Source organism: Bradyrhizobium sp. Ce-3 (assembly GCF_022835695.1).
Lineage (GTDB): Bacteria > Pseudomonadota > Alphaproteobacteria > Rhizobiales > Xanthobacteraceae > Bradyrhizobium.
Genome location: NZ_BQUV01000013.1, coordinates 18,931 through 43,615 on the forward strand (window position 1 = coordinate 18,931; position 24,685 = coordinate 43,615).

Annotated in this window: 20 protein-coding genes and 1 pseudogene; 12 read left to right on the forward strand and 9 right to left on the reverse strand. The window is 64.5% G+C overall.

Annotation, left to right across the window (positions count from 1 at the left end):
- Positions 1 to 279: 279 nt before the first annotated feature.
- Complete coding sequence (locus BRSPCE3_RS33525; protein WP_244071021.1) at positions 280 to 2,289, reverse strand: SPFH domain-containing protein; 2,010 nt, start codon at positions 2,287 to 2,289, stop codon at positions 280 to 282.
- Positions 2,290 to 2,647: 358 nt separating this feature from the next.
- On the opposite strand from BRSPCE3_RS33525, the gene BRSPCE3_RS33530 reads away from it, so the two are divergent.
- Positions 2,648 to 3,553, forward strand: a complete 906-nt coding sequence (locus BRSPCE3_RS33530) for a transglutaminase family protein (RefSeq protein WP_244071023.1) — start codon at positions 2,648 to 2,650, stop codon at positions 3,551 to 3,553.
- A 45-nt stretch (positions 3,554 to 3,598) separates the two neighbouring features.
- Here the strand turns inward: BRSPCE3_RS33530 and BRSPCE3_RS33535 are convergent, their stop codons facing one another.
- Complete coding sequence (locus tag BRSPCE3_RS33535) at positions 3,599 to 3,862, reverse strand: GlsB/YeaQ/YmgE family stress response membrane protein (RefSeq protein ID WP_244071025.1); 264 nt, start codon at positions 3,860 to 3,862, stop codon at positions 3,599 to 3,601.
- Between the two features lie 218 nt (positions 3,863 to 4,080).
- Between BRSPCE3_RS33535 and BRSPCE3_RS33540 the strand changes: the two genes are divergently transcribed.
- The 3 genes from BRSPCE3_RS33540 to BRSPCE3_RS33550 all read left to right on the forward strand — a co-directional run bounded on the left by BRSPCE3_RS33540 (position 4,081) and on the right by BRSPCE3_RS33550 (position 7,678).
- On the forward strand, positions 4,081 to 4,830 hold the full coding sequence (locus BRSPCE3_RS33540) for a potassium channel family protein (RefSeq protein ID WP_244071026.1): 750 nt from the start codon (positions 4,081 to 4,083) through the stop codon (positions 4,828 to 4,830).
- Between the two features lie 218 nt (positions 4,831 to 5,048).
- Complete coding sequence (locus BRSPCE3_RS33545) at positions 5,049 to 6,446, forward strand: peptidase M15 (RefSeq protein ID WP_244071028.1); 1,398 nt, start codon at positions 5,049 to 5,051, stop codon at positions 6,444 to 6,446.
- A 38-nt stretch (positions 6,447 to 6,484) separates the two neighbouring features.
- Positions 6,485 to 7,678 (forward strand): aspartate kinase, encoded by a 1,194-nt coding sequence (locus BRSPCE3_RS33550; protein WP_244071030.1) that lies wholly within the window; start codon positions 6,485 to 6,487, stop codon positions 7,676 to 7,678.
- A gap of 46 nt (positions 7,679 to 7,724) precedes the next feature.
- Here the strand turns inward: BRSPCE3_RS33550 and BRSPCE3_RS33555 are convergent, their stop codons facing one another.
- The 3 genes from BRSPCE3_RS33555 to BRSPCE3_RS33565 form a co-directional block, all read right to left on the reverse strand.
- Positions 7,725 to 8,864 carry an amidohydrolase/deacetylase family metallohydrolase gene (locus BRSPCE3_RS33555; RefSeq protein ID WP_244071032.1) on the reverse strand — a complete coding sequence of 380 codons (1,140 nt, stop codon included), beginning with the start codon at positions 8,862 to 8,864 and terminating at the stop codon, positions 7,725 to 7,727.
- Between the two features lie 61 nt (positions 8,865 to 8,925).
- A complete protein-coding gene (locus BRSPCE3_RS33560; protein WP_244071034.1) occupies positions 8,926 to 10,848 on the reverse strand; it encodes a cyclic nucleotide-binding and patatin-like phospholipase domain-containing protein in 1,923 nt (640 codons plus the stop codon).
- 106 nt (positions 10,849 to 10,954) lie between these two features.
- Positions 10,955 to 12,106: a zinc-binding dehydrogenase gene (locus BRSPCE3_RS33565; RefSeq protein ID WP_244071036.1), complete on the reverse strand. Its 1,152-nt coding sequence runs from the start codon at positions 12,104 to 12,106 to the stop codon at positions 10,955 to 10,957.
- Positions 12,107 to 12,340: 234 nt separating this feature from the next.
- On the opposite strand from BRSPCE3_RS33565, the gene BRSPCE3_RS33570 reads away from it, so the two are divergent.
- Complete coding sequence (locus tag BRSPCE3_RS33570) at positions 12,341 to 12,886, forward strand: hypothetical protein (RefSeq protein ID WP_244071039.1); 546 nt, start codon at positions 12,341 to 12,343, stop codon at positions 12,884 to 12,886.
- Positions 12,887 to 12,915: 29 nt separating this feature from the next.
- Here BRSPCE3_RS33570 and BRSPCE3_RS33575 read toward each other — a convergent pair whose 3' ends face one another.
- Positions 12,916 to 13,716, reverse strand: coding sequence for an MBL fold metallo-hydrolase (locus tag BRSPCE3_RS33575; RefSeq protein WP_309296345.1), 801 nt, complete (start codon positions 13,714 to 13,716; stop codon positions 12,916 to 12,918).
- Positions 13,713 to 13,877 (reverse strand): hypothetical protein, encoded by a 165-nt coding sequence (locus tag BRSPCE3_RS33580; RefSeq protein ID WP_244071040.1) that lies wholly within the window; start codon positions 13,875 to 13,877, stop codon positions 13,713 to 13,715. Before BRSPCE3_RS33580 ends, BRSPCE3_RS33575 begins: the two co-directional genes overlap by 4 nt.
- A gap of 223 nt (positions 13,878 to 14,100) precedes the next feature.
- Between BRSPCE3_RS33580 and BRSPCE3_RS33585 the strand changes: the two genes are divergently transcribed.
- From BRSPCE3_RS33585 to BRSPCE3_RS33600, 4 genes are all read left to right on the forward strand, one after another.
- Positions 14,101 to 14,970, forward strand: a complete 870-nt coding sequence (locus BRSPCE3_RS33585; protein ID WP_244071042.1) for an acyl-CoA desaturase — start codon at positions 14,101 to 14,103, stop codon at positions 14,968 to 14,970.
- Between the two features lie 282 nt (positions 14,971 to 15,252).
- On the forward strand, positions 15,253 to 16,797 hold the full coding sequence (locus tag BRSPCE3_RS33590) for an FAD-dependent monooxygenase (protein WP_244071044.1): 1,545 nt from the start codon (positions 15,253 to 15,255) through the stop codon (positions 16,795 to 16,797).
- Positions 16,798 to 16,946: 149 nt separating this feature from the next.
- Positions 16,947 to 17,564 carry a PilZ domain-containing protein gene (locus tag BRSPCE3_RS33595; protein ID WP_028336124.1) on the forward strand — a complete coding sequence of 206 codons (618 nt, stop codon included), beginning with the start codon at positions 16,947 to 16,949 and terminating at the stop codon, positions 17,562 to 17,564.
- Positions 17,565 to 17,897: 333 nt separating this feature from the next.
- Positions 17,898 to 18,512: a transglutaminase-like cysteine peptidase gene (locus BRSPCE3_RS33600; protein ID WP_244071046.1), complete on the forward strand. Its 615-nt coding sequence runs from the start codon at positions 17,898 to 17,900 to the stop codon at positions 18,510 to 18,512.
- Positions 18,513 to 18,685: 173 nt separating this feature from the next.
- On the opposite strand, the gene BRSPCE3_RS33605 is transcribed toward BRSPCE3_RS33600, so the two are convergent.
- Complete coding sequence (locus tag BRSPCE3_RS33605; protein ID WP_244071048.1) at positions 18,686 to 21,880, reverse strand: efflux RND transporter permease subunit; 3,195 nt, start codon at positions 21,878 to 21,880, stop codon at positions 18,686 to 18,688.
- A 329-nt stretch (positions 21,881 to 22,209) separates the two neighbouring features.
- A complete protein-coding gene (locus BRSPCE3_RS33610) occupies positions 22,210 to 22,620 on the reverse strand; it encodes a hypothetical protein (RefSeq protein WP_244071050.1) in 411 nt (136 codons plus the stop codon).
- 102 nt (positions 22,621 to 22,722) lie between these two features.
- Between BRSPCE3_RS33610 and BRSPCE3_RS33615 the strand changes: the two genes are divergently transcribed.
- From BRSPCE3_RS33615 to BRSPCE3_RS33625, 3 genes and pseudogenes are all read left to right on the forward strand, one after another.
- Complete coding sequence (locus BRSPCE3_RS33615) at positions 22,723 to 23,340, forward strand: TetR/AcrR family transcriptional regulator (protein ID WP_244071052.1); 618 nt, start codon at positions 22,723 to 22,725, stop codon at positions 23,338 to 23,340.
- A gap of 33 nt (positions 23,341 to 23,373) precedes the next feature.
- Positions 23,374 to 23,905 (forward strand): annotated as a pseudogene (fabA, locus tag BRSPCE3_RS33620) (bifunctional 3-hydroxydecanoyl-ACP dehydratase/trans-2-decenoyl-ACP isomerase).
- Between the two features lie 160 nt (positions 23,906 to 24,065).
- Positions 24,066 to 24,557 carry a hypothetical protein gene (locus BRSPCE3_RS33625; RefSeq protein ID WP_244071054.1) on the forward strand — a complete coding sequence of 164 codons (492 nt, stop codon included), beginning with the start codon at positions 24,066 to 24,068 and terminating at the stop codon, positions 24,555 to 24,557.
- Positions 24,558 to 24,685 lie beyond the last annotated feature (128 nt).

Genomic DNA, 24,685 nt, shown 5'->3' on the forward strand with positions numbered 1-24,685 from the left:
AACTTGAATCGACAACCATCCTCATCGTCGTCCCGGCGAAGGCCGCGACCCATAACCACCGAAGGTGATTGTTGTCTGCATATCGAACCACGAGGCCAAGCACCTGCGCGGCCGGCAAAGACGCAGATGCAACTGCCCTGTGCTTGCGGCGGGGTTGGGACAATCTCCTCGATGTGAATCGTGGAGAGAGCCCCCACCCCAGCCCTCCCCCGCAAGCGGGAGAGGGAGCGCATTTGCTTCGCGGCGGTTACCCGGCTATCTCACCGCACCATCACTGCATCACTGGCCGTTGGTCCGGCGCGCCGCTTTCGGCGCCTCGTCCTTCAGCTTCTCCAATGCGCCGGGCATCATCTGCCCGAACATCGAGCTCAGCATCGCGGTCGGGATCAGGCCGGCGCTGTTGCCCTCCTGCCCCTGCCCGCCCGACATCAGGAATTGCGGCACCAGCGGCTGGTTGATGCGGGTCAGCGCGTCGGCGAACTTCGCGAAGTTCTGCTCGGCCAGCCGGTATTCCGGCCCGCCATAGGCATCGACCGACAGCTTGGTCGCCTGCGCGTTGGCGGTACCGACCGCCAGCACCCGGTCGGCCTCGCCCTGGCCTTCGAGCCTGGACTGCTCGCCGACCGCGGCCGCGGTGACCTTCCTCGTTTCGGCGTCCTTCTGCGCGCGGGCCAGCGCCGCCGCGCCCTCGTTCTCGTTGACCTTGACCTGGATCAAGGACTGCGTGAGCGCCGTCTGCGCCGCCGCCGTCGCCTTGGCTTCGTTCAGCGCGCGCTCCTGCACCGCCGCCTTCTCCTGCTCCTGATAGGTCTCGATCTGCTCGCGCGCGATCTGGCGCGAACGGAGCTGGATCAGGATGTTCTCGATGGTGTGGTCGTTGGCAGCCGCCCGCGGCGTGCCGATCAGCACCTCCTGGAGGTCGAGCGAATAGCCCTCGAACTTCGCCTTCATCACCCGCGCCGATTCCTCCTGTATCGCGGCGCGGTTCTGCAACAGCTCGATCAGCGTCATCTTCTGCGCGATGTTCTTGAAGAACGCGGAGACCATCGGGTCGAGCGTCTGCTCGACCAGCTTCTTCACGTCGCCGAAGCGCTGGATGATCATCGGCGCCTTCTTGTAGTCGATATGCATCACCACCGAGAGCGGCAGCGTCGGCTCGAACGCGTCCTTGGTGATCAGCGAGATCTCCGACAGGTTCTCGTCGAGCTTCATCGCGCCGACCTCGCCGCGTACCCATTTCAGGATGAAGTTGACGGTCGGGATGATCTCGATCTTGCCGGCATAGGTGTTGAAGGCGTATTTGCCCGGCAATAGCGGGTCCTTCCAGACGCCGCGGCTGCCGTTCAGCACCAGCTCGCCATGGCGATACTGCTCGCCCGAAACGTCGTCGGTGCGCGGGCCGGTGTAGAAGATCACGACGCCGACATTGCCGACCGGGATCACCGTCTTCGGCACCGCCTCGACGGTCGCGAACAGGCGGTTGATGTACCAGGTGCCTTCGACGATGACCTGGAGCTGACGGCCGCGATAGCCGCCGCCGTACAGGAATTTCTCCGGCTCCTGGAAGTTGTTGTGGAAGGTCGCGGCGTCGCGCAGCTCGGTGCCGACCTCGGGCGCGATGATCTCGCCCGGAGGCAGCGACGGGCCGTCATGCACGGTGACGATGCCGACCAGATCGTGATCGGCCGCCAGCACCACCGGCGCAAAGCCCCGGCGCTCGGTGATGGTGAGCTGCATGCTCTCGAGCACGCCGCGCTCGCGCTCGCTCAGCGCGTGCCCGTAGACGCGCTCGTCGGTGATGACGGCGAACTGCGTGGTGTTGATCGCATAGGTGCCCTCGCGCAGGATCTTGCGTTGCGGACCCTTCTGGCCGCCGCCGAGCAGGAAGCGGCGCGCGTCCTGGAAGTCCGACTTGTCTTCGGTGTCGTTGGCACCGAGCACCTGCGACGGCTCCAGCGCCGCGCCGTCGCGCGCGAACACATAGGCGATCTTGCCCTGGCCGACGGTCACGAGGTCCGAGCGATGGATCCGGTACATGAAGGGAAACATCACGTGCAGGCCGCCGCGCAGCACCTCCGGCTCGTAGCCGGCCTCGCCGTTCAGCGCGATGAAGCCGTCGTCGATCGAGCCCTTCACCGCCCATAGCTTCTCGACGATGCCGACCTGATTGTTCGGAATGTAGCGAAATACGTTCGATATCCGCAGCAGGATCACACATGCGACCGCTGCAGCGATCCAAATGGCAGGCTGGGTTAAACCTGAACCATTAAGAAGACCGAGGAAGTCCATAGTCCATCTCCACAATTCGCAACTGGGCAGTTTGGGAACCCAAACCTGCACCCAAGAATTGCGGTGCGGAGATGTGGTGCGAGGCCCAGGCCGCGCAAGACGTGAACATTATTCGCGCAGCCAATCTTTTTTTGATGACAGCATGAACCGCCGAACCGGTCGCGCGACATCGATCGGCGCGAAGAGTTTACTGCGACTGCACATCATTCGCAGCCAACGAGGCGGGTTGACCTAGATCAAGATCAACTTCCGTACGTCTGCATCAAGTTCGGTTGGCAGCGCGTTCCGCTGCTTCGGCCACGCGCTGACCGATCTTCGTTCTTCCTCGACGCGGCAGTCGAACCGGGAGAAGGCTCGTATGGCGATACTCGGCGAAATAAGCCATACCACCACCTACCGATACGCTGCGCCTGTCACCTTCGGTACCCATCGAGCCATGTTCCTGCCGCGGCGCGGCGCTTCCGCGCGGTTGCTGAGTTGGTCGGTAAAGACCAGCGTGCCCTCAACCATCCGCTGGGTTACCGACCCCCGGACCAACGCCATAACGGTGATGGATTTCAGCGAGCCGTCCAGCGAACTCAAAATTGCGTTCAAGGTTCGCGGAGTCTATTTCGGGGTGAAGGGGATCGAGGCATTTCCGCTCGAGTCTCGGGCCGACGAAGTGCCGGTCCAGTACACCCCGGATGAGTGGACCGATCTCGCCGGCTATCTGCGGCCTCACGCCGAGGATCCCGACGGCAGCGTGTCCGCATGGACGAAAAGCTTCGTCGCAGGTGACCAGGATCGAACAACCGATGTATTGCAGCGCCTGCTCGGCTCGTTTCGCGGCTCCTTCCGCTATTGCGCGAGGGATACCGAGGGGACGCAATCGCCTGGCGATACTCTTCGCACAAGGTCCGGCACCTGCCGGGACTTCGCCTGGCTGATGATCGAGACCTTGCGCCGGCTCGGGTTCGCGGCGCGCTTCGTCAGCGGCTACCTCTATGATGCAGCCCTGGACGGTGGCGCCGTTGGCATGACCGGCTCAGGCGCAACGCATGCGTGGCTGCAGGTGTTTCTTCCCGGTGCCGGTTGGCTGGACTACGACCCGACCAACAGCATCAGTGCCGGATTTGATCTGATCCCGGTAGCGATTGCTCGCCATCCAGGCCAGGCGATCCCGCTGGCCGGTTCATGGTTCGGCGATACGAAAGACTATTTGGGAATGTCGATCGAGGTCGCAGTACGCAAGATCGGCGAGTTTCGCGATCCTTCCGAAGGGTAGCGACCAGAAGGCAATCTCCCTAGACGACCACCGATGGCCAATCAATCAAGCGCGCCCTTGGCGGCCCATCACGAGGCCGTAGAGAAACAGCAGAATGATTGAGCCGACAACGGCGCCGATGAAGCCTGTGCTTTCCCCGGGTCCGTACCATCCAACAGCCTGGCCGAGGTAGGTCGCGACGAACGCGCCGACGATTCCCAGAACGGCCGTGAGGATGAAGCCCTTGGGCTCCGACTTGTCGCCAGGCATGATGAACTTGGCGACCACTCCGACAATAAAGCCAATAATAATCGTCCAAATAACGCCCATTGGATTTACCCCGCAGCGTTGGCAACAGACTGTCGGAATTGACCGGGACCAGTTGCTCCCGCCTTGATCTACATCAAGCTTCGTCATTTGGCGTGGATGCAGGAACGGTCAGGCCAGGGGGCCGGCAGGCCACAGCCTGTGGAGGCGACAGCGTGTCAGCAATGGGAGTGCAGGCTGAGGGCCCTCCCCGAACGCCGCTTTCTCGATTTCGGACTTCAATGCGCCACCTGTACTGTGGACGCAGCGCCAATTCGCGTCTCTTTCTCTATGCGCTCCTGGTCTTTGATTTGGCTTCACTTCTGTTCATTATCGGCACGTCGTTCCTGCCGCGCAACGAACTGGTGCGGGGCCTCGATGTTGCCTTTGGTTTCGCCTTTCTGGTCGAGTTGATGCTGCGCATGGCAGGAAGTCGTCGGGTGAGCCGCGAACTGCTCCGTATCACGACCTGGACCGACGTCGCTGCGATTGTATCCTTGCTGGCGGCAACAGCGAGCGAAGCCGCGGCCTTCTTGCGCGTACTCCGGACGTTTCGGCTGTTGCGAACGTTCCGGGTGGTACAATTCCTTCGCGAGGACAGCGCCTTCTTTCGCCGCAACGAAGAACTGCTGATCGCAATCACCAATCTGTCCGTCTTTGTTTTTATCATGACGGGCGTGGTTTACGAGACGCAACGAGGCGTGAACCCCGGCATCAAGAATTACGCAGACGCCCTTTACTTCACGATTACCGCGCTCACGACCACGGGCTTCGGCGATATCACCTTGCCGGGAACGCCGGGCCGCATGATTACGGTCGTGATCATGATATTCGGCGTCACCCTCTTCCTGAACCTGGCAAAGGTGTTGTTCAGCCCAAGCAAGGTGCGGTTCAGATGCCCATCCTGTGGCCTTCTTCGCCACGACATCGATGCTGTCCACTGCAAAAGCTGCGGCATCGTGTTGAATATTCCTGACGAGGGCGCCGTTTAGCAGGTCATGGTGACGACCGGGCCCCTAACCAGGCGCGATCTTGCGGACGCGCCCCATTTCGGATGCCACCAGCGGCCGCCGATCACGACGGTGCGTGACGGCGCTGCCGCAATTGCACGAAGGCGGCCGGCCGGTATCAGAGCGAAGTGGATGTCGCGAACGATGTGTGCGCGGGACCCCTGGTTCAATCTGGAGGTCCCGACCGATCGGCTATCGCCGTGCCTGATAGCACGCAGTCGCGCGTTGCGGTCGGGCAACACTTTCTGAAAAAGCGTAGCGTTAACCGTTTCCGCCCATTGCGCGTTTCCATTTTGATCCGAATGATCGATGCCGTCGCGTGCTGGGCGGTGCAACGGGGCTCGGATCGAGCCCTTGGAGGCTACGGGATGATGAACCCGCGGCGAATTGCGACTCCGGAATTGTGCGGGACCGTCGTCCTCGCAGGTTGGCTCCTTGCCTGGCTTGCTGGCTCTGCCAGCATCGGGAACGGCGGCGCAGTGTCCATCGAGGACCTCGCACCATCTCTCGCCGCCAACGCCGAACCGGCTGATACGCGACAGGCCATTGCAGTCGACAACGCCGAAGTGAGCGCGGAAGCAGCGATGCCTGCGGAACCCGTAACGGGGCCGGCGTCCGACACGGCGGCCGCCCCGCAGGCAGGCGTCACGGGCAACGCTGTCGCTAACGCCGATGCGGCGATGGCGGTTGAACCGGTGCCGGCGGCGGCCGCTGATGTGACGGCGAGCCCGAGCGAGCCGAAGTCGATCGTCGTGGCTGCGTTGCCGGATCCGTCGCAGACGCTGCCGGCCGAAACATCGCCGGTGCAAGCGGCGACGGCGAGCGCGCCTCCAGTGTCTGGTGACACCGAGGGGGCCGCGAGACCCCTGGATATTTTCGAGGAGTGCATCGTCGTCGATGTCTGCATCGACCGGTATCTGTGGGCGCTCTATCAGCGGACGCCGAAGGAAGACACCATCAGCGTCCAAGAGCAGCGGAAAGTAACCATCAAGAGGAAGCGCAAGACGGTGACCGTCACCAGGACGTTCACCAGGCGCGTCGATAACGATTTCACGTGGAAGGATCCAAAGGCGGCGGAACGAATGGGCATGCCGATGATCGACTACGTGATCGGCGGGGTGGATCGGAGCTTCAAGCTCAAGCTCTTTCACGCGCTTTACGCGGCGGAGCAGGCCGGGCTGGCGCCCGGCATCACCAGCGCGTTCCGCGATGACTATCGTCAATCGATCGCGAGCGGCCTGAAAGCAGCGTCCGACAAGTCATACCATGGGGGTAGCTTCCGCGGCGGTTATGGCCACGGGCTTGCCGTCGATGTCGTGAGCGTCAAAGGCGCGACGCGGGCGGAGCGTTGGGTCTCCACCGATGCGCTTTGGAAGTGGATCGATGCGCGTGGGCCGGATTTTGGCATCGGGCGACCGTATCTCGATCGAGATCCACCGCATGTCGCGCCGATCGACGGCAAGGAATACGCCGCTCACCGCGGCGGGACGAAGGCCCAGCGCGCGGAAGCGGATACCAGGAAGCGCAACAGTGGCGCTGTGCGGGTCGTGGCGAAACGATCAAAGACCGCAAAAGCGTCGAAGGGGAGAACGATCTGACCGGGTTGGCCGCGCCTTCCAACGCGACACGGGCAAGCATGCCTAGCAATCCCATCATCGTGCAAAAATACGGCGGCGCCTGCCTCGAGACACCGGCAAAAATCCGCGCGGCCGCGAGCAGTGTCGCCGATCTGCACGGCCGTGGTCATCGGGTCGTGGCGATCGTTTCAGCGATGGGCAAGACCACCGATGAACTCGTCAGGATGGCCTATCAGGTCAGCCCGCATCCCAATCGCCGCGAACTCGATATGTTGTTGACCACCGGCGAGCGCATCAGCATGTCCTTGATGAGCATGGCGCTGTCCGATCTCGGCGTGCCGGCGATCAGCTTTACCGGCAGTCAGGCCGGCGTCATGACCGACGGGTCGCATTCCTCCGCGCGCATTCTGGATGTGCGGCCCGTTCGCGTGCGCGAAGAGCTCGATCGCGGACGTATCGTGGTTCTGGCGGGCTTTCAGGGCGTGAACCCGCTGACCAAGGAAATCACGACGCTTGGCCGGGGCGGCAGCGATACCACCGCGGTCGCGATGGCTGCGGCGCTCAAGGCGGAGTGCTGCGAGATCATCAAGGAAGTCGACGGCGTTTGCTCTGCCGATCCGCGCATCGTGGCGGACGCAAAACCCCTGCGTCAGCTGGATTTCGCATCGCTCGCCGAAATGTGCTTCTGGGGCGCCAAGGTCCTGCACTTTCGCAGCGTGGAGCTGGCCCACAGCCAAAACGTGCCTCTGGTCTTGAGAAAGTGGGGCGGCGCTCGGCACAGCACGCAGGTGACGAAGGAGGTCGCGGACATGGAGAACGGAAAGGTCCTGGCGGTCAATTCGATGGCTCGCATCGAGCATGTCGAGATCGATTCGGCGGACCTCAATCAAGGCTTTGAGAAGTTCGCACAGCATCTCAAGCAAAATGGCTTGCCCTGGCCGCAACTCCTCGCCTCGGCTTTCACCGCCGAAAAAACCCGCATCATGATGACCTCCGATTCGGAGACACTCGACGCGTTGTTGCGCACACTGGAACAGAGCAAGGAGCTGCGCAAACAGCGCGACACGCTGAGCTCGGTGAGCCTCACCTGCTTCGGCGGCATCTCCTCGGACCTGCCATACAAGGCGGTTCAGATTCTGCAACGTCACGGAATCATCGCCGACAAGTATGTCCTCTCATCGCATTCGGTCAGCTTCTTCGTTCCGGTGGAGAGCCGCGAGGCCGCGGTCGTGGCTCTGCATTCGCTGATCTAGCCGGAATTCGGCAAGGGAGCGGACGCGGATCTTGCAAGGACGCGCCCTACCTCGGATGCCACCAGCGTCCGCCGACCACGACGCCTTCGGATGCGATCTTGCGATCGCCGGTCAGGTGCTCGCCGACCACGTCGACATAGTCGAACTGCCCGTCCTTGACCGCGAGCAGCGTGGCGTCGCCGACACTGCCAGGCTTGAGGCTGCCGAGCTCCGGCCGCCGCAGCGCCATCGCGGCGTTGACGGTGGACGCCGCGATCACGTCCGGCAGCGACATCCCCATGCAGAGGAATTTCGACATCGTCGTCACCTGGTCGAAGGCCGGGCCGTCGATGCAGAGCTGATGGATATCGGAGGAGATGGTGTCGGGATAGAAGCCGTTGGCCAGCATCGCGCGCGCGGTCTTGAAGGCGAACGAGCCCTTGCCGTGGCCGATGTCGAACAGCACGCCGCGCTCGCGCGCCTCCAGCACCACCTTCTTCACCGTGCCCTGCGCGGTCGCGGGCGTGTTGGGGAACGGACGGAACGCGTGGGTCAGCACATCGCCGGGACGCAAGCGCGCCAGCACCTCCTCATAGCTCGGCGGCGGATGGTCGATATGCGCCATCAAGGGCATGCCGACCTCTTCGGCAACCATGAGAGCGATCTCGAGCGGCACCAGCCCCGACGTGCCCGACGCGAACAGGCCGACCCGCACCTTGATGCCGACGATCAGGTCGCGGTTCTCGTCGGCGACGCGCGCGGCGTCGACCGGGTTCATCAGCCGCAGCTCCTCGCTCTCGCCGACCATCACCCGGTCGGAGAAGCCGAAGATGCCGGCATGCGAGACATGCAGATAGGCGAGGATGCGGACCTGGCTCGGCTCGATCACATGCTTGCGGAAGCCGGCGAAGTTGCCGGGGCCGGCGCTGCCGGTGTCGACCGAGGTGGTGACGCCGGAGTTGCGGCAGAATTCCTCAGCGTCGATGCCGAGCGAAGTGCCGCCCCAATAGACATGGGTGTGCAGGTCGATGATCCCCGGCGAGACGATCAGCCCGGAGACGTCGCGGACCTCGGTCGCGGGATCGGCTTTCAGCTCCCGGCCGACGGCGGCGACCTTGCCGCCGGCAAAGGCGACGTCGGTCACCGCATCGAGCTTCTGCGACGGGTCGATCACCCGCCCGCCGCGCAGGATCAAATCAAAAGGCATCATCGTCTCCGGATTTCAGTCCGGCGCACGATGGTCGACTTCGCCGCCGCCCGCAAGGCGCTCAGCCGACGCGCACCTGATGGGAAACCGGCGCGGTCGCTGTTACCGCTTGATCCACGCCAGCCCCCGCGCCCTTGATCGGCGCGACGATGGCCGCAATGGCGGGATGTCCCGCCGCCTCCGAAGCGGTAATGGTCTCGTGAGCCCAGCGGTAGGAGGATTCGAAGATTTCCTGGTGACGGTCGAAATCGGTCACGTCGATGCCCTCGGGCGTCGGCGGGCGCATCACCAGGTCGAGCGGCGTGGTCGGCAGCGTGTCGTAGCGCTGGTGCGCGACGAGGCTTCGCCACAACACGTTGACGGCGCTTGGTGCTGCCGGAAGCGCTTTCCTGCGGAACGGCGTCAGCAGCGACGCGAGCAGTTCCAGCCGTCCCGGCAGCGCGGCATAGTCGACATCGAACATCTCGGTGGCCGGCTCGCCGAAATGCACCACCAGGTTCGGCCCGCTCTTCAGCTGATGCATTTGCGCCAGCGGAACGTTGTCGACCAGGCAGCCGTCGACCAGCATCGAGCCGTCCCTGGTGTAGAACGGCGGCAGCAGGCCGGGGATCGCGCTCGATGCGCGCACCGCCTGCCACAGCAGGCCGGTGCGGATCAATTCGAGATTGTGCGTCGACAGGTTGGTCGCGACCGCTGCGAACGGCCGCCAGCAATCCTCGATCCGGCAATGCTGCCCGTATTGCTCGGCAAGCGCCGCATCGAACGCCTTGTGGTCGAGCAGCGCGTAGCGCGGCCAGGTCGGGCGGCGGAAGCTGCGGCTGGAGACGAAGATCTCATGGGTGCCGCGCTCGAGATGCTCGGCATCGTAGTTCTTGGCAAAGCCCGCCGCCATCGCCGAACCGACGCTGGTGCCGACGAAGATGTCGAACATCGCGCCGCGCTCGCAAAACGCCTTGTAGACGCCGACATGCGCGGTGCCGAGGCTGCCGCCGCCGCCGGCGACGAACCCGACGGCGCGGCCGCACAGAAAGCGCACCAGGCTGTCGATGTCGAGCTGGTCCTCGAGCGCGACATGATGGTGCATGAAGCACGGCAGCCGCGCCAGCCACGCCGCGGTGCCGCCGACCTCGTGGCGCCTGACGTCATGAACACGAACCAGACGGCGCGCCGACGCCGGATGCACCGTGCAGGCGAAGCTTTCGAGCTCGGTCAGATCGGGCGCGGGCGCATGGCCGCGGCAGGCGAGCACGACGAGGTCCGCCTGGCGAATGGTCTTTCGCGCCCAATCCGACGCTTCGGCGCCGCCGAAATAAGCCACCAGCGGCGCGTCATATTCGATCCGGTTGAGCCAGTCGGCGACCTCGGACGCGTCGAGCGCGCGGCCGGGAAACATCGCCTGCACGCGCGCGAGGTCGACGATCTCGGCACCCGCCGCGGCAAGACCCTGACGCAGGCGCTGTTCAAAGGCCGGCGGCAGCGGCTCCCGCCCACCCGCGATCAGCGCGACGGTGCGTGCCTTCGGCGAGGCCCGGACCGGCAACAGGCGCGCGGTCTGGATCGCAAACCGCTGCGCGAGCGCGGCAAGCACCGCCTCGACGATCTCCGGCGTTTCCTGCACCAGCTTCGCATAGGCGGAGCGCGTCAACGCCAGCACGCTGGTGTCGCGGATCGCGATCACATTCGCCGTGCGCGGGATATTGGCAAAGAAGCCGATCTCGCCGACCAGCTCGCCGGCGCGAAGCTCGGCAATCGGCTCGGGATGATCGCTGCGGTACACCGCGAGCGCACCGTGCAGCACCAGAAACAGCGCGTCCGAGGCGCCGCCCTGCTCGACCAGCAGCTCGCCGCGGACCAGGTCGCGCCGGGTCATTGCGCCAAAGGCGATCAGCCGCTGCTCGGCGCTGAGCGTTCTGAACAGCGGGAAGTCCTCGGACACGCTTCCCCACACAAAACTCGCGCCCGGCGGCACACGGTTCGACTGCATGATCAGATGTTAGCGCCGGGCCGTCGCCCCGGCGAGCGATATCAGAGCATGATCGGCAGCACCCGGCCGCTATTCCCTTGGAAGCACTGCAACAGGAATAGCGGGATCACCCGACCAGCTCCGGCCACGGCACGATCGTCGACTTCACCGTCTTCATCGCCATCGCATCCGCGACTGCCTGGCTGACGCCCTGCTCCGTGAATGGATAGATCGTCTGCATGTCGAGCCAGGGATATTTGTTGCGCGCGCGGTAGAGCATGTCGACGCCGAGCGGCAAATCGTTGCCGGTGAAGCCCCACGAGCCGAGCACGTTGAGGTCCTTGGTGCAGATCCGGTGCCACGACGTATCGATCGAGCCGGCATCGGTGAACTGCCCCATCTCGACATAGGTGCCGCCGTCACGCAGCATCTCGATGCCTTCGGGGCCGGCGGTCGGATGGCCGGAACAATCCATCACGAGATCGGCGCCGAAGCCGCCGACGATGTCGCGCACCGCCTTGATGCGTTCGTCCGGCGTCTTGAGCTCATCGATATCGACGGTCGCCTCGGCGCCGAACTTGCGTGCCAGCGCGAGCCGCGGCGTCTCCGGCGCGCCGACGCAGATCACGCGGCCCGCGCCCATCTCCTGCGCGGCCGCGACCGCGAGGATGCCGATCGGCCCGGAGCCCTGGATCACCACCGTGTCGCCCCAGGAGAAGCCGCCGGCGCGCGTGGCGCGGTTGAAGGCGCGAATGCAGGAGGTCAGCGGCTCCGACAGCGCGCCCAGCCGCAGCGACATGTCGTCGGGCAATTTGTAGATCTTGGTGCCGGGCAGCATGTCGAGATCAACATAGACATATTCGGCCCAGCCGCCCCACATATGCGGCGCCTTGTCGAAGCCGAGATAGCGGCCGTAATAGACCGGCGTCAGGCACTTGTTGGCGCTTTGCGGATAATGGATGCAGTAATAGCAGCGGCCGCACGGCATCAAGGGCGGGATCATCACCTTCGATCCCACCGCAAGCGGCTTGCTCATGAAGTCTTCGGTGAAGTCAGGACCGCATTCGACGATCACGCCGCCGAGCTCATGGCCGAGCGTGAACGGCCACGGCAGCGGCTTCGGCCAATGTCCCTTCAGGATGTGCAGATCGGTTCCGCAAACGCCGCAGGCGCCGACCTTGATCAAGGCCGCCTTTTTGCCGACTTCCGGCCACGGCACGGTCCGGATTACCGGCTTGGCTCCAGGTCCGTCATGCGTGCAGACGCGGATCTGCTCCATCGGTTCGCTCTCCCTGTCCGTGTCGTTGGGCCGGGTTCGGCCGAGCGGACTTTAGGTCAGGACGATGGGGATGTCATGAAGACCTGTCATGAAGTCGCTCATGACAGAGCTCGGCGGGACGAGGCGCTTCAGCTCTTGACGGGAGTATTTTTCCGCGAGGACGCATCGACAAGAACATTGATTGTGAACGCGGCCGAGGGTGAATAGGGTTGTAGCATTGCGGGGACCGACACCATGAATCCTGGTATCGAAGGTATCGTTGGCATGTACGTCAAGATGGGCGAACTGGACACGCTGCAACGCATGAAGGAGCATCGGCAGAACCTGCTGGAGCAATGCGTCGATACCGCGAATTTCAGCTTCGACGTGACGCGATCGATCTACCGGAGCGATCTCGAGGTGATCGAGGCCGGCATCGAGAGCCTCTCAGGCGAGGTCACCGGCCATGTCGACGTCTTCAACGAGAACAGGATTGCCGGCTGGGCGCTGTACGACCGGCATCCCGACAAGCGGGTGATGATCGAGATCTACTTCAACGGCGATCTCGTCGCCGAAATCGTCGCCGATCAGTTCCGCAAGGACCTGCTCAAGCTCAACAAGGGCGATGGCCACCATGCCTTCATGTTCGAGCCGCCGGCCGGCTCCTATCAGCTGCCGCTGCAGCTGGAGATCCGCGCGGCGAAGCGCAAGGTGCTGAAAGCCGTGACGATCGAGGCGCCAGCGGCGGCCGTCGAACCGGCAACGACTGTCGAACCGGCCATGGACGACGAAGCCAAGTAACCCGCCGCGCCGTCTTCACACGGCGATCGTCACTTCAGCGCGGTGCCGTCAGGCGCGAAGCCCTCGACCTTGTCCGAGACCACGAACGACATCAGGTCGCGCCCGATCACCAGCGGTCCCTGATAGGTCGTGCGCGTCCGCCTCAAGAGCGCGTCCTCGGGCACGTCCTGCGTCGGCGGCTGGCTCGCGAACACGATGTGCGAATAGACCGCAAGCTTCGGCTTGGCCTGCGCGAAGATCTTGCCGGCCTCCTCCGGCGAGGTGTGATGGTTCTCGATCGCGCGATAGTTCGGATAGGTCTTGAACAGGTCCGGATCGATGACAGCGACCTCGTGGATCAGGAGGTCGGCGCCCTCGGCCGCCTTCGCCACCCGCTCGTCCGGCTTGGTGTCGCCGGACAGCACCACCTTCTTGCCGTCGTATTCGACGACGTAGCCGAACGACGGCTTGATCTTCTCGCCGTGATTGACCTCGATCGCGGTGACCTTGACGCCATTGCTGTCGTAGACCGGGCCCGGCTCGATGTCCTTGGCCGCGAATGCGACCCCCGACGGCGAATAGCCCTCATCGTCGATCCGGATCCGGATATCCTCGGAGAATGCCTTGGTGAGATGTTCGGTCATCGCCACGGTGCCCTTCGGCCCGAAGATCACCATCGGCGTCTTGCGCGAGCCGAACGGCGTGCCGATCCATCCGGTCAGCCACATGTCGGGAAGGCCGACGACATGGTCGGAGTGCAGATGGGTGATGAAATGCGCCGTGATCGCGCCGATCGGGATCTTCTTCTGGAACAGGCGGATGGTCGAGCCGCGCCCGAAATCGAAGATCAGCTTCTCGGGCCCGCCTCCACCAGCGTCGCCGCACTGAAGCTTGAGAGCCGCGGCGTCGGCGTGCCGGTGCCGAGCAGGGTGACCCGCATCTCGGCGGCGCGTGCCATGCCGATGCCGGCGAGGATTGCCGCAACGAGCGCAAACCAGAATTTCAGCCGCATGATCGAACGCCCTCGCCCCATGAGATGACTAAGTCACGACAGGCTAGGTGAAGTGGCCGGAGATGCCAATGCGGGCTGCGACATGACGGACGCGCGGGGCGGATTGACAGCGACGGCCGCTTCCATTTCAACTTGCGGCACAACTTCAGGTTACGGAATGAAGCTGCAGCCCGGGTCCGAACGAATCTTCACGGATGAGCGCACCGACCCGCTGGATGGGTGCGTGCGATGGGCGCCGGCGAAGTCGCTGTGGCTCGGCGGCATGACCGCGGTCGCGATCGTGTTCGCCCCGCTGCTGTTCTCGTGGAGCGCATTCGCGCTTTTCATCGCGACCAGCGCGATCACGCTGTGCTTCGGCCATTCGGTCGGCATGCACCGCCGCCTGATCCATGCGAGCTTCGACTGCCCGCTGTGGCTCGAGCGGCTCTGCGTCTATCTCGGCACACTGGTCGGGATGGCCGGGCCCTACGGCATGGTGCGGCTGCACGATTTCCGCGACTGGGCGCAGCGCCAGGCGGCGTGCCACCCCTACTCCCGCCACGCCGCCGGCTTCTGGCGCGATGGCTGGTGGCAATTGCACTGCACGCTGGTGCTGAAACGCCCGCCGGTGTTCCAGCTCGAACCGCGGCTTGCCGACGACCGCTTCTATGCGTTCGTCGAGCGAAGCTGGATGTGGCAGCAATTGCCCTGGGCGATCCTGTTCTTTGCCATCGGCTCGTGGAGCTGGCTGGTCTGGGGCATCTGCGTCCGCGTCGCGGTCTGCGTCACCGGTCATTGGCTGATCGGTCACTACTCGCATCGCCAAGGCGGCCAGACCTGGGTGATCGAAGGCGTCGCGGCCCAGGGCTACAATGTCGGCATCGCCGGGCTGATCAGCATGGGCGAGAGCTGGCACAACAATCACCATGCCTATCCCGGCTCCGCCAAGCTCGGCCTGCTGCCTGGCCAGATCGATCTCGGCTGGTGGCTGATCAAGGCGTTCGAGGCCGCGGGCCTCGCGCACGACATCAGGACGCCGGACAATCTTGCGCCGCGCCCGGGTGCGCGCCGCGTCGACGGCCCTGATAGCGCCGACGCGGTCGCCGGAACCTAGCGACGGCGCGCGGGCCCCATCGCCACGCTGCCCGTTGCGGATCGGTCGCGATGCCGCTATACGGCCGATGTCGGAAAAGGCAGACTTGGTTTGGTAAGCCCAAGTCCTTTCGAGATAGAGACCTTCGAAATCGAAGTCCCTTTCGAAAGCTCTGGTCCCCTGCCGCGTGCATGAGATCCCCACGACGAACACCGGACGCTGTCCAAGCGTCCATTGTGTTCGTCCGTGTGGTTCCTCAACCCGACGAACCGCTCCGGTCGAACACCGACCAAGGAGCAGTTCATGCACGACAACCGTCCCCTTCCCCATGACGTCGTGATTGCCGGCGCCGGCCCGGTCGGCCTGATGCTCGCCTGCGAGCTGCGGCTCGCCGGATGCTCGGTGCTGGTGCTCGAGCAGGCCGCCGACCCGCACTCACCGCTGAAGCGGCTGCCCTTCGGCATGCGCGGCCTTTCGGCGCCGACCATCGAAGCGCTCTACCGACGCGGGATGCTGGACGCCATCGCGCCGCGACAGCGCTTGAAGGATGACGCATCGAACGGCGCGCATTGGATGCAGCAGCCGCGCCGCCCGGCGGGCCACTTCGCCGGCATCCAGTTTCATCACGATGATATCGATCCGTCGAAATGGCCGTTTCACCTGCCGGGTCCGGCCGGCACCAGCATGGCGGTCGACATGGAGCAGCTCGAATCCGCTCTCGCCGCGCGCGCAAACGCGATCGGGGTCGAGATCAGACGCGGCCTCGGCGTCGAGGCGTTCGAACCATCGGATGACGGCGTCACCGTTCGTGCCGGCGCCGAGACGTTCCATGCGCGCTGGCTGGTCGGTTGCGACGGCGGCCGCAGCGTGGTGCGCAAGGCCGGCGGCTTTGAATTCACCGGCACCGATCCCGAATTCACCGGCTATTCGGTCGACGTCGAGCTCGCCGATCCGGACCAGCTCCACCCGGGCCGCCGCTACACGCCGACGGGCATGTATACGTATGCGCAGCCCGGCACCATCGCGATGGTCGCGTTCGACGACGGCGCCTTCCATCGCACCCGGCCGATCACGCGCGAGCATGTGCAGGCGGTGCTGCGCCACGTCTCCGGCACCGACGTCACGTTGACGGCGCTCCGGCTCGCCACCACCTGGACGGATCGCGCCCAGCAGGCGACGGACTACCGCAAGGGACGCGTGCTGCTCGCCGGCGACGCCGCGCATATACATTCGCCGCTCGGCGGCCAGGGGCTCAACCTCGGGCTTGGCGACGCCATGAACCTCGGCTGGAAGCTCGCGGCCACGATCCGGGGCGCCGCGCCGGCGGATCTGCTCGACAGCTATCGCAGCGAACGCCATCCGGTGGGCGCGCAGATTCTCGACTGGTCGCGGGCGCAGGTCGCGCTGATGCGGCCGAGCCGCAGTTCGCGTGCGCTCGAAGCCATCATCCGCGATCTGATCGCGACGCAGGACGGCGCGACCTATTTTGCCGAGCGCGTCCGGGGCGTATCGCTGCGCTACGATCTTGGCGGCGGCCATCCGCTGGTCGGCCGCAGCGCGCCCGACTTCGCGCTCGCCTGCGGGATGAGGCTCGGCGAACTGCTGAGAGATGGGCGCGGCCTGCTGCTGGACTTCGACCCACGCGCTCCGCTGCGCGCGCTGGCCGATCGCTGGCCCCGCCGGATCGGCTATGTCGCGAGCGAGACCAGCGATCGGCTCGGCCTGCGCGCGGTGCTGGTGCGTCCCGACGGGTTTGTGGCTTGGGCCACAGACATCGAGCCGGATCTGGAGGAGATTGTGCAAGCTGCGGCGCGATGGTTCGGAGAACCTGATGCGGCACAAAAATGAGCCTGCGCCGTTGGCGTACGGCGTATGTGAACTTCGCTTGTCTCTCTTGTACCGTGTACGGGTTCCCCCCCTCAACCGTAACGCCCTGTTAACCCTATCAGCCTTACGGTCGTCGGGGCTCCGAATGGACGGTGGCCAGGTTTGGTGTGATGTCGTTTGCACAGAAGAAAACTACCGTCGTCCCGGTAGCCGAGGAGCGGCGGCGCTTCCAGCGCGTCAAGGTGCATCTGCTCGGCCGCTACATGCTGCCCGACCGGCGCGAGTTTCCCTGCCAGATTATCAACATGTCTCCGGGCGGCCTCGCGCTGCTGGCGCCGGGCATCGGCAATGTCGGCGACCGCGTGATCGCCTATCTCGACCATATCGGCCGGGTCGAAGGGCGCATCACCCGCATCATCGACAACGGCTTTGCGATGACGATCGGCGCCACCGCGCGCAAGCGTGACAAGCTCGCCGCCCAGCTCACCTGGCTCGCCAACCGCGACATTCTCAACCTGCCCGAGGATCGCCGCCACGATCGTATCGTGCCGCGCAACCCGATCGCCCTGCTCACCCAGGAAGACGGCACGCGGATGACCTGCCGCATCATCGACCTTTCCTTGTCCGGTGCTGCAATTGCCGCGGAGAACCGCCCGCCGCTGAAGTCGCTCGTGATGCTCGGCAGGGTGCAGGCCCGCGTGGTGCGAAATCTCGAGGAAGGCTTCGCGCTCGAGTTCGTCCACGAGCAGTCCGCGGAAACCCTCGAAGAGAGCGTTACCGCGAGGTAAAGCGAAAAACCGCTCAAGACCCCCGTTTTCAGCCCGCGAAGGCGGCCTCCGGTGCACCGGTGGCCGCCTTCGCCGCGTTTGGCCCGGTGAATTCGGCGGTTAACGGCCGCAACGTTTGGCGCAACAAACCGCGCCGCCGCAGCGCTCGCCAGGTTAATGCATAAAATTTGAATCAATTGCAGTTGTTTCAAATTTTACGCGAATTCGATTCAAGTACAGATCGAATTCGCCGCAGCTTTTAGCAGTATTCGCGTCAAATCTACTTTGCGTACTTAGCGGCGGCGCAAAAGCTTTATGCGAAACGTGGTCCCAACAAGAAGAACGGGGGCCACAATGTTTGGGTTCAGGGGACAGGGGAAAGGTTTGGCGGTTGCCGCCATCCTGTTTGCGACTTGCGTGTCGGCCAAGGCCGGCGACGTGGTCTACGCCAGCCTCGGTGACGTCGCGCGTTCGCCGATCGGCTGGGTCGAATTCTGTACCGACAATCCCGCCGAATGCCGCGGCGGCAAGACGCAACCGCGCGACATCGTGATGTCGCAGACCGCCTGGCGCGACCTCGTGCGGGTCAACAAGTGGGTCAACGAATCCATCAAGCCGATGACCGACATGGATCATTGGGGCGTGATCGAGAAATGGTCGTTGCCGACCGACGGCTACGGCGACTGCGAGGACTACGTGCTCCTGAAGCGCAAGATGCTGATGGACGCCGGCTGGCCGCGCGAGGCGCTGTTGATCACCGTGGTCCGCGACAAGAAGGGTGAAGGCCACGCGGTGTTGACGGTGAAGACCGACAAGGGCGAGTTCGTGCTCGACAATCAGAACGAGAGCATCGTCGCCTGGACGGAGACCGGCTACCGCTTCGTCAAACGGCAATCGCAGAGCGATCCCAATGTGTGGGTCTCGCTCGGCGACAACCGCCCCGCAGTTTCAACCGCAAGCTCGCGCTGAGCGGCAACAAGGAATCGAGTTCGCGACCCGGTCACATCCCCACCCCTCCCCGTCCCAGACCGGTTCGCGCGCGGCCAGGCTTCCCCCAAAGCCTGGCCGCAACTTTTTTCGGGGCCTTCGCATCAATGACGCCCGGCGCTGCTTTCGGGCTGCGCAAGCCGTGCCGCGAAACGTTACTCAGCGGCTTCCGCGCGCGCTCCGGCGTACGGCACGAGCTCGGCCGAGGATCCATCCCGCTTCTTGTGCACGAGACTGAAGACGACCGGCACGAACATCAACGTCGCAATCGTGGAAAACATCAGGCCGCCGATCACGGCGCGGCCGAGCGGCGCATTCTGCTCGCCGCCTTCGCCGAGGCCAAGCGCCATCGGCAGCATGCCGATGATCATCGCCAGCGCGGTCATCAGCACCGGACGAATACGCACAAAGCCGGCTTCCAGGGCGGCTGCGCGCGCATCGCCGAGTTCGGCATAGCGCTCGCGGGCAAAGCTGATCACAAGCACGCTGTTGGCGGTCGCAACCCCCATGCACATGATGGCACCGGTCAGCGCCGGCACCGACAGCGTCGTCTGCGTCGCGAACAGCATCCAGACGATGCCGGCCAGCGCCGCCGGCAGCGCCGTGACGATCACGAATGGATCCGACCATGACTGGAAGTTCACGACGATGAGCAGGTAGATCAGCACGATGGCGCCGAGCAATCCGTATTGCAGGCCGGAGAACGAGCTTTCCATGGTCTGCACCTGCCCGACCAGCGAGATCGTGCTGCCCTTGGGCAGGTCCTTGGCCGTCTCGGCGATCAGCCTGCGGATGTCGGTCGCCACCGCGCCGAGGTCACGCCCCTGCGGCGTCGCATAGATCTGCACCATCGACTGGATGTCGTATTGGGACACGACGGCGTTCGAACTCGTCCGCGTGATGTTCGCGATCCCGCCGAGCAGCACCGGCTGCTGCGTGCCGGGGCCGGTCATCGGCAGCTCCTCCAGCGATCCGAGCGTGTCGAGCTGATACTGCGGGGTCTGCATCACGATCGAATAGGAAACGCCGTTGTTGGGATCGAGGAAATAGGTCGGCGCAACCTGCGAGCTGCCCGCCAGGTTCACCACGAGGCTGTTCGCCACGTCGCGCTCGGTGAGACCGACATACTGGGCGCGGGTGCGATCCACATCGACGGAGAAGGTCGGATTTCGCGCGGATTGCTGAATCCGGGCGTCGGCGACACCGGGAACATGGCGCAGCTTCTCGAGCAGCATGCTGGCATAGGCGAAATTGCCGTCCAGATTGGGGCCGCGAACCTCGAGGTCGATCGGCGCCGGCGCGCCGAAATTGAGAATCTGGTTGACGATGTCGGCCGGCAGGAACGCGAAAGTGGTGCCGGGAAACAGCCGCGGCAGCTTCTCGCGCAACGTCTTGATATAGACATCGGTCGCGCGGTGGCCCTCCCGCAGCTTGATCTGGATGTCACCGTCCTGCGAACCGATCACCCCGGTGTTGTTGTAGGTCATGTTGATGCCGGAAATCGGCACGCCGATATTATCGGTCATGGTCTCGATTTCCTGAGGCGGAATCAGCCCGCGTATGGCCCGCTGGATCCGCGCGAACTGATCGGCGGAATCCTCGACCCGGGTGCCGACCTGGGTTCGCACATGCATCAGGATCTGGCCGGCATCGACCGAGGGAAAGAAGTTGCGTCCGAGATAGGGCACGAGCAGGAAGGACAGCGCGATGACGCCGGCGAAGCCGGCGACGAAGGTCGGCCGGTGGTCGAGCGCGAGCGCGAGAAGGTCGCGGTAGCCGGCACGGAGCCGCTCGAAGCCGGCTTCGAAACCGCGCTGGAAGCGCACCAGCGGATTCCGCGTCGCGGCTGCATCACCATGGCCGTGCTCATGGGCACGCAGCAGATACTTGGCCATGGTCGGCACCAGGGTGCGCGACAGGATGAACGACCATACCATCGCAAACATGACGGCTTCGGCCAGCGGCACGAACAGGAAGCGCGCCACGCCCTGCAAGAAGAACATCGGCACGAACACGATGCAGATGCACAGCAGCGACACGAAGGCCGGCACCACGATCTGGTTGGCCCCGTCGAGGATCGCGCGCTCGACCTGCTTGCCCTGTTCAAGATGGTAGTTGATGTTCTCGATGGTGACAGTCGCCTCGTCGACGAGAATGCCGACCGCGAGCGCAAGGCCGCCCAGCGTCATGATGTTGAGCGTCTCGCCGATCATCGACAGCATGATGATCGAACCGAGCACGGCAAGCGGAATCGAGGTCGCGATGATGATGGTCGAGCGCCAGCTGCCCAGAAACAGCAGGATCATCAGGCTGGTCAGGAGCGCGGCGATGAGGCCCTCGCGCGCGACGCCGGTGATGGCGCCGCGGACGAACACCGACTGGTCGCCGACGAAGTCGATCTTCAGTGCGGCCGGCAACGACGATTTGAACTCCTCGACCTTCTTCTTGATTCCGTCGATGATATCGAGGGTCGAGATCGAGCCGGCCTTCAAGACCATCATCAGCACCGATCGATTGCCGTTGACGTGAACGATGTTGGTCTGCGGCGGATTGCCGTCGCGGATGGTCGCGACATCGCGCACATAGACCATCGCGCCGTTGACGGCCTTGATCGGCAGATCGCCGAACTCCTGGATGTTCAGCGGCGAATTGTTGAGCTGCAGGGTGTATTCGAACTGGCCGATCTTCTCGGTGCCGACCGGCGTGATCAGGTTCTGGGCCGCCAGCGTGTTGGCGACGTCCTGGCCGGACAGGCCAAGCGCCTGCAGCGCGGTCGGGTTGAGGTCGATCTGGATCTGCCGCTGCTTGCCGCCGTAGGGATAGGGAATCGCCGCGCCGGGCACGGTGACCAGCGGCGTCCGCAACTGGTTGATGCCGATGTCGGCGAGGTTCTGTTCGGTCAGCCCCTCGCCCGACAGCGCGAGCTGGATGATCGGAACCGTCGAGGCGTTGTAGTTCAGGATCAGCGGCGGCGTCGCACCGGGCGGCAATTGCTTGAGCAGGGTCTGCGAGATCGCCGTGACCTGGGCATTCGCGGTGCGGATGTCGACATTGGGCTGGAAGAAGATCTTGACGATGCCGATGCCGTTATAGGAGTTCGCAACGATATGCTCGATGTCATTCACGGTCGTCGTGAGCGTGCGCTCGAACGGCGTCGTGATCCGGCCCGACATCTGATCCGGCGGCAGGCCGGTGTATTGCCAGACCACGCCGATCACGGGAATGCGAATTTCCGGAAAGATGTCGGTCGGCGTCCGCATCGCCGCCAGGGGCCCGACGATCAGGATGAGCAGCGCCAACACGACGAAGGTGTACGGCCGCCTCAGAGCGATTCCGACGATCTCATTCATGCGCGCGCTTTTCGATCAATCGCGAGTCCGGCAATTGCAAAGCAAGGCTCGAGCCACGCGCGCTTCTGTCATCGAAAGCGCGACTCTTCCAATCACTAACGCCTCATCCAGGCGTCACGTCGGATCACTTTCCGGCAATGTTTCTGCGAAGAAATTCGGACGGGACTTTCGCGTCTCGGCAGCAACAACAATCGCAAGACCGACAAATTTCGTCGCCCAGATCGCTCGTCGATACACTCATGGCTACGCAGCGATGCGTGTTGACCTGCGATGGTTGAGAAGGCTCGCGCCATGCAACAGCGCCACCGCGCTATGCAGGGAATCGTCCCCTAGAAGAAGCGCTCCAGAAAAGCCGCCGTCCGGTCCGTGATGCCGACGATCTTGTTGGTGGCCTGCCGATAGAATTTGAAGTTGAGCTCGGTCTCGGGCCGGCCGTCCTCCCAATCCTTGAAGTGCTTGAGCGCGTCGCGTCCGAGCGGCCGCCTCGCCGACGCAATGCGCCTGACGGCGATGCTGACGCGCGGCGTTTGCCTGGCGATCTCAGGCTTGCGCGGCACCGGTTCTGCCGCCGTCACCACCGCGCGGGCGATCAGGCCCTTGCCGCCCTCATTCTCGCTCGCGAAGACGAACACGACGTCTCCGGCGGCGATCAGCTTGCCGCCATACATGGTCTTCTGCGCCTTGAAGACGAAGGCTTTCGCCCGCGGATCGGATATCTCGGTCTTGATTGCAAACGCCATCGCACGCCCTGCACGGGTCGCTCGGCCATCCGGCGCCCCCGAAGCTTGACATCCTAGCACCCAGAATATTGAATTGAATTCAATTCAGTGAGGGACCAAACGATGGGCGCGACGAGCCTGGGCACACGTGAGCGATTGCTCGCGGCAGCTCAAGAGGAGCTGATCGAAGGCCATGGGCATCTCGAGATGCAGGCCGTCGCCAGACGGGCGCAGGTCTCGGTCGGGCTCGCCTACCATCACTTCGGATCGAAGGCCGGCCTGATCGCCGCCGTGGTCGAAGACTTCTACGAGCATCTCGATCAGGCGGCGTTCGGGGGCGCCAGGCTGTCCGCCACCGACTGGGCGGACCGGGAGAAGGAACGGATCGGCGCCTATGTCGGCTTTCACTATGAGCACCGGTTTGCTCCCCTCGTGATCGGACCGCTAAGCCGGGCATCCGAGGTGCTCGATGTCGAGACCGCCTTCACCGGCCGTCAGCTTGCCGCCGGGGCGCGGATGCTCGAGGCCGCGCAGCGCGACGGGATCGTACCCGGCAACCTCGACCCGCATCTCACCATCGCGCTGATGATCGGCGGCATCCGCCAGGCGCTGATCGGCGCGCTCACGGCCGAGCGGCGGCCGGATCCGGCCAAGCTGACCGGCGACATCTGGGCCTTCATGGCGGCTGCCTTGCGCCTGCCTGCCGAGCCATCGAAAGCCACGCGGCGCGGCCGCTCCTGACGTTCAACCATAACCCAAAGGTCGGTGACCATCTTGTTCAACCCGCACGATTTTCACACGCCGCAATCGTCCTACTCCAGGCCGGAGCTGCTGCGCTCGAGCGAGGGTGGCTATTTCGGCCCCGGCAACGCGCAGCTGCCGGCGCCCCCGATGCTGATGATGGACCGCATCACCGAGATCAGCACCGGCGGCGGCGCCTTCGGAAAGGGCCATGTCGCCCGGCGAACTCGACATCACGCCGGACCAATGGTTCTTCACCTGTCACTTCGCCGGCGACCCCGTGATGCCCGGCTGCCTCGGGCTCGATGCCATGTGGCAGATCATCGGCTTCTGGCTGGGCTGGTCGGGCTCGGCGGGCAAAGGCCGGGCGCTCGGGGTCGGCGAGGTCAAGTTCAGGGGACACATCACGCCGGATATCAAGCTCGTGCGCTATGAGGTCGACATGCGCCAGGTCAGGCGCGGCCGGCTGGTGCTCGGCATCGCCGACGGCCGGGTCATCGCCGACGGCGCCTGCGTCTATCTGGCGAAGGACATGCGGGTCGGCCTGATCGCGCCGGCGCGCTGAGCCGCGGCCGACGTCCAGGACGGTCCAGCCTCCGGCCGGAAGCCACGGATTTTGCGGCGAATTTTACAGACCCGGTGCCGCCTGCCCGAATCGGCGGGTTTTGCCGGCGCCGAGGTTTGTGCTATTCGGAACCTTTCAAATGGTGTCCGGTTCTGGTCGCATGGTCGAACTTGCCCCCCGGAATGCGCAAGCAAGCAGCCTGATCGGCGTGCAGCCGATCGCGATCGGCGCCGTGGCGCTGGTGCTCGTGCTGTTCGGGATCGGCTCGATCGCGCTGTGGCGCGGCTTCAGCGGCAATGTGCCGGAGACCGACCGGATGGTCGCCGTTCGTCAGTTGCAGGCACGAACCGCACAGGTCTCCGAGGCCCTGGTGGAAAAGACCAAGGGCATGGAGGCGACGCAGCAGGAATCCATCGACCAGTTGCAAGAGGTGCAGGACCAGCTGCAGGCCATGCGCAAGCAGTTCGCCGCGCAACAGGCCGACGCCAAGAAGCTGTCCGACCAGGTGGCGGCGCTGACCGAACAGGTCGAGGGTCTGCGTCAGTCCCTGGCCAGCGCGCAGGCCAACGAGCCGGCCGCCGAGCCCTCGCCGCGCAAGCGCTCGAAGGCGACCCGCAGCGCCGGCCGGAAGCGCCACCGGTCGCGCGGCTGACGGCCTCGACGCCCCGGCGCGGGGCGCGCCATCAAAATGCGCCAAATCCCGAACAACATCAGCATCTAACATGGAACCTGCCGGGCCTGGCTGCCGCCGGCGGCCGCGCATCAGTGCCCGTTAGCGTG

What these genes read in the sequence shown, in the direction of transcription:
- BRSPCE3_RS33525 (WP_244071021.1), bottom strand. Translation starts at nt 2,289, where the DNA reads ATGGACTTCCTCGGTCTTCTTAATGGTTCAGGTTTAACCCAGCCTGCC.
- BRSPCE3_RS33530 (WP_244071023.1), top strand. Translation starts at nt 2,648, where the DNA reads ATGGCGATACTCGGCGAAATAAGCCATACCACCACCTACCGATACGCT.
- BRSPCE3_RS33535 (WP_244071025.1), bottom strand. Translation starts at nt 3,862, where the DNA reads ATGGGCGTTATTTGGACGATTATTATTGGCTTTATTGTCGGAGTGGTC.
- BRSPCE3_RS33540 (WP_244071026.1), top strand. Translation starts at nt 4,081, where the DNA reads ATGCGCCACCTGTACTGTGGACGCAGCGCCAATTCGCGTCTCTTTCTC.
- BRSPCE3_RS33550 (WP_244071030.1), top strand. Translation starts at nt 6,485, where the DNA reads ATGCCTAGCAATCCCATCATCGTGCAAAAATACGGCGGCGCCTGCCTC.
- BRSPCE3_RS33555 (WP_244071032.1), bottom strand. Translation starts at nt 8,864, where the DNA reads ATGCCTTTTGATTTGATCCTGCGCGGCGGGCGGGTGATCGACCCGTCG.
- BRSPCE3_RS33560 (WP_244071034.1), bottom strand. Translation starts at nt 10,848, where the DNA reads ATGCAGTCGAACCGTGTGCCGCCGGGCGCGAGTTTTGTGTGGGGAAGC.
- BRSPCE3_RS33565 (WP_244071036.1), bottom strand. Translation starts at nt 12,106, where the DNA reads ATGGAGCAGATCCGCGTCTGCACGCATGACGGACCTGGAGCCAAGCCG.
- BRSPCE3_RS33570 (WP_244071039.1), top strand. Translation starts at nt 12,341, where the DNA reads ATGAATCCTGGTATCGAAGGTATCGTTGGCATGTACGTCAAGATGGGC.
- BRSPCE3_RS33580 (WP_244071040.1), bottom strand. Translation starts at nt 13,877, where the DNA reads ATGCGGCTGAAATTCTGGTTTGCGCTCGTTGCGGCAATCCTCGCCGGC.
- BRSPCE3_RS33590 (WP_244071044.1), top strand. Translation starts at nt 15,253, where the DNA reads ATGCACGACAACCGTCCCCTTCCCCATGACGTCGTGATTGCCGGCGCC.
- BRSPCE3_RS33595 (WP_028336124.1), top strand. Translation starts at nt 16,947, where the DNA reads ATGTCGTTTGCACAGAAGAAAACTACCGTCGTCCCGGTAGCCGAGGAG.
- BRSPCE3_RS33600 (WP_244071046.1), top strand. Translation starts at nt 17,898, where the DNA reads ATGTTTGGGTTCAGGGGACAGGGGAAAGGTTTGGCGGTTGCCGCCATC.
- BRSPCE3_RS33605 (WP_244071048.1), bottom strand. Translation starts at nt 21,880, where the DNA reads ATGAATGAGATCGTCGGAATCGCTCTGAGGCGGCCGTACACCTTCGTC.
- BRSPCE3_RS33610 (WP_244071050.1), bottom strand. Translation starts at nt 22,620, where the DNA reads ATGGCGTTTGCAATCAAGACCGAGATATCCGATCCGCGGGCGAAAGCC.
- BRSPCE3_RS33615 (WP_244071052.1), top strand. Translation starts at nt 22,723, where the DNA reads ATGGGCGCGACGAGCCTGGGCACACGTGAGCGATTGCTCGCGGCAGCT.
- BRSPCE3_RS33625 (WP_244071054.1), top strand. Translation starts at nt 24,066, where the DNA reads ATGGTCGAACTTGCCCCCCGGAATGCGCAAGCAAGCAGCCTGATCGGC.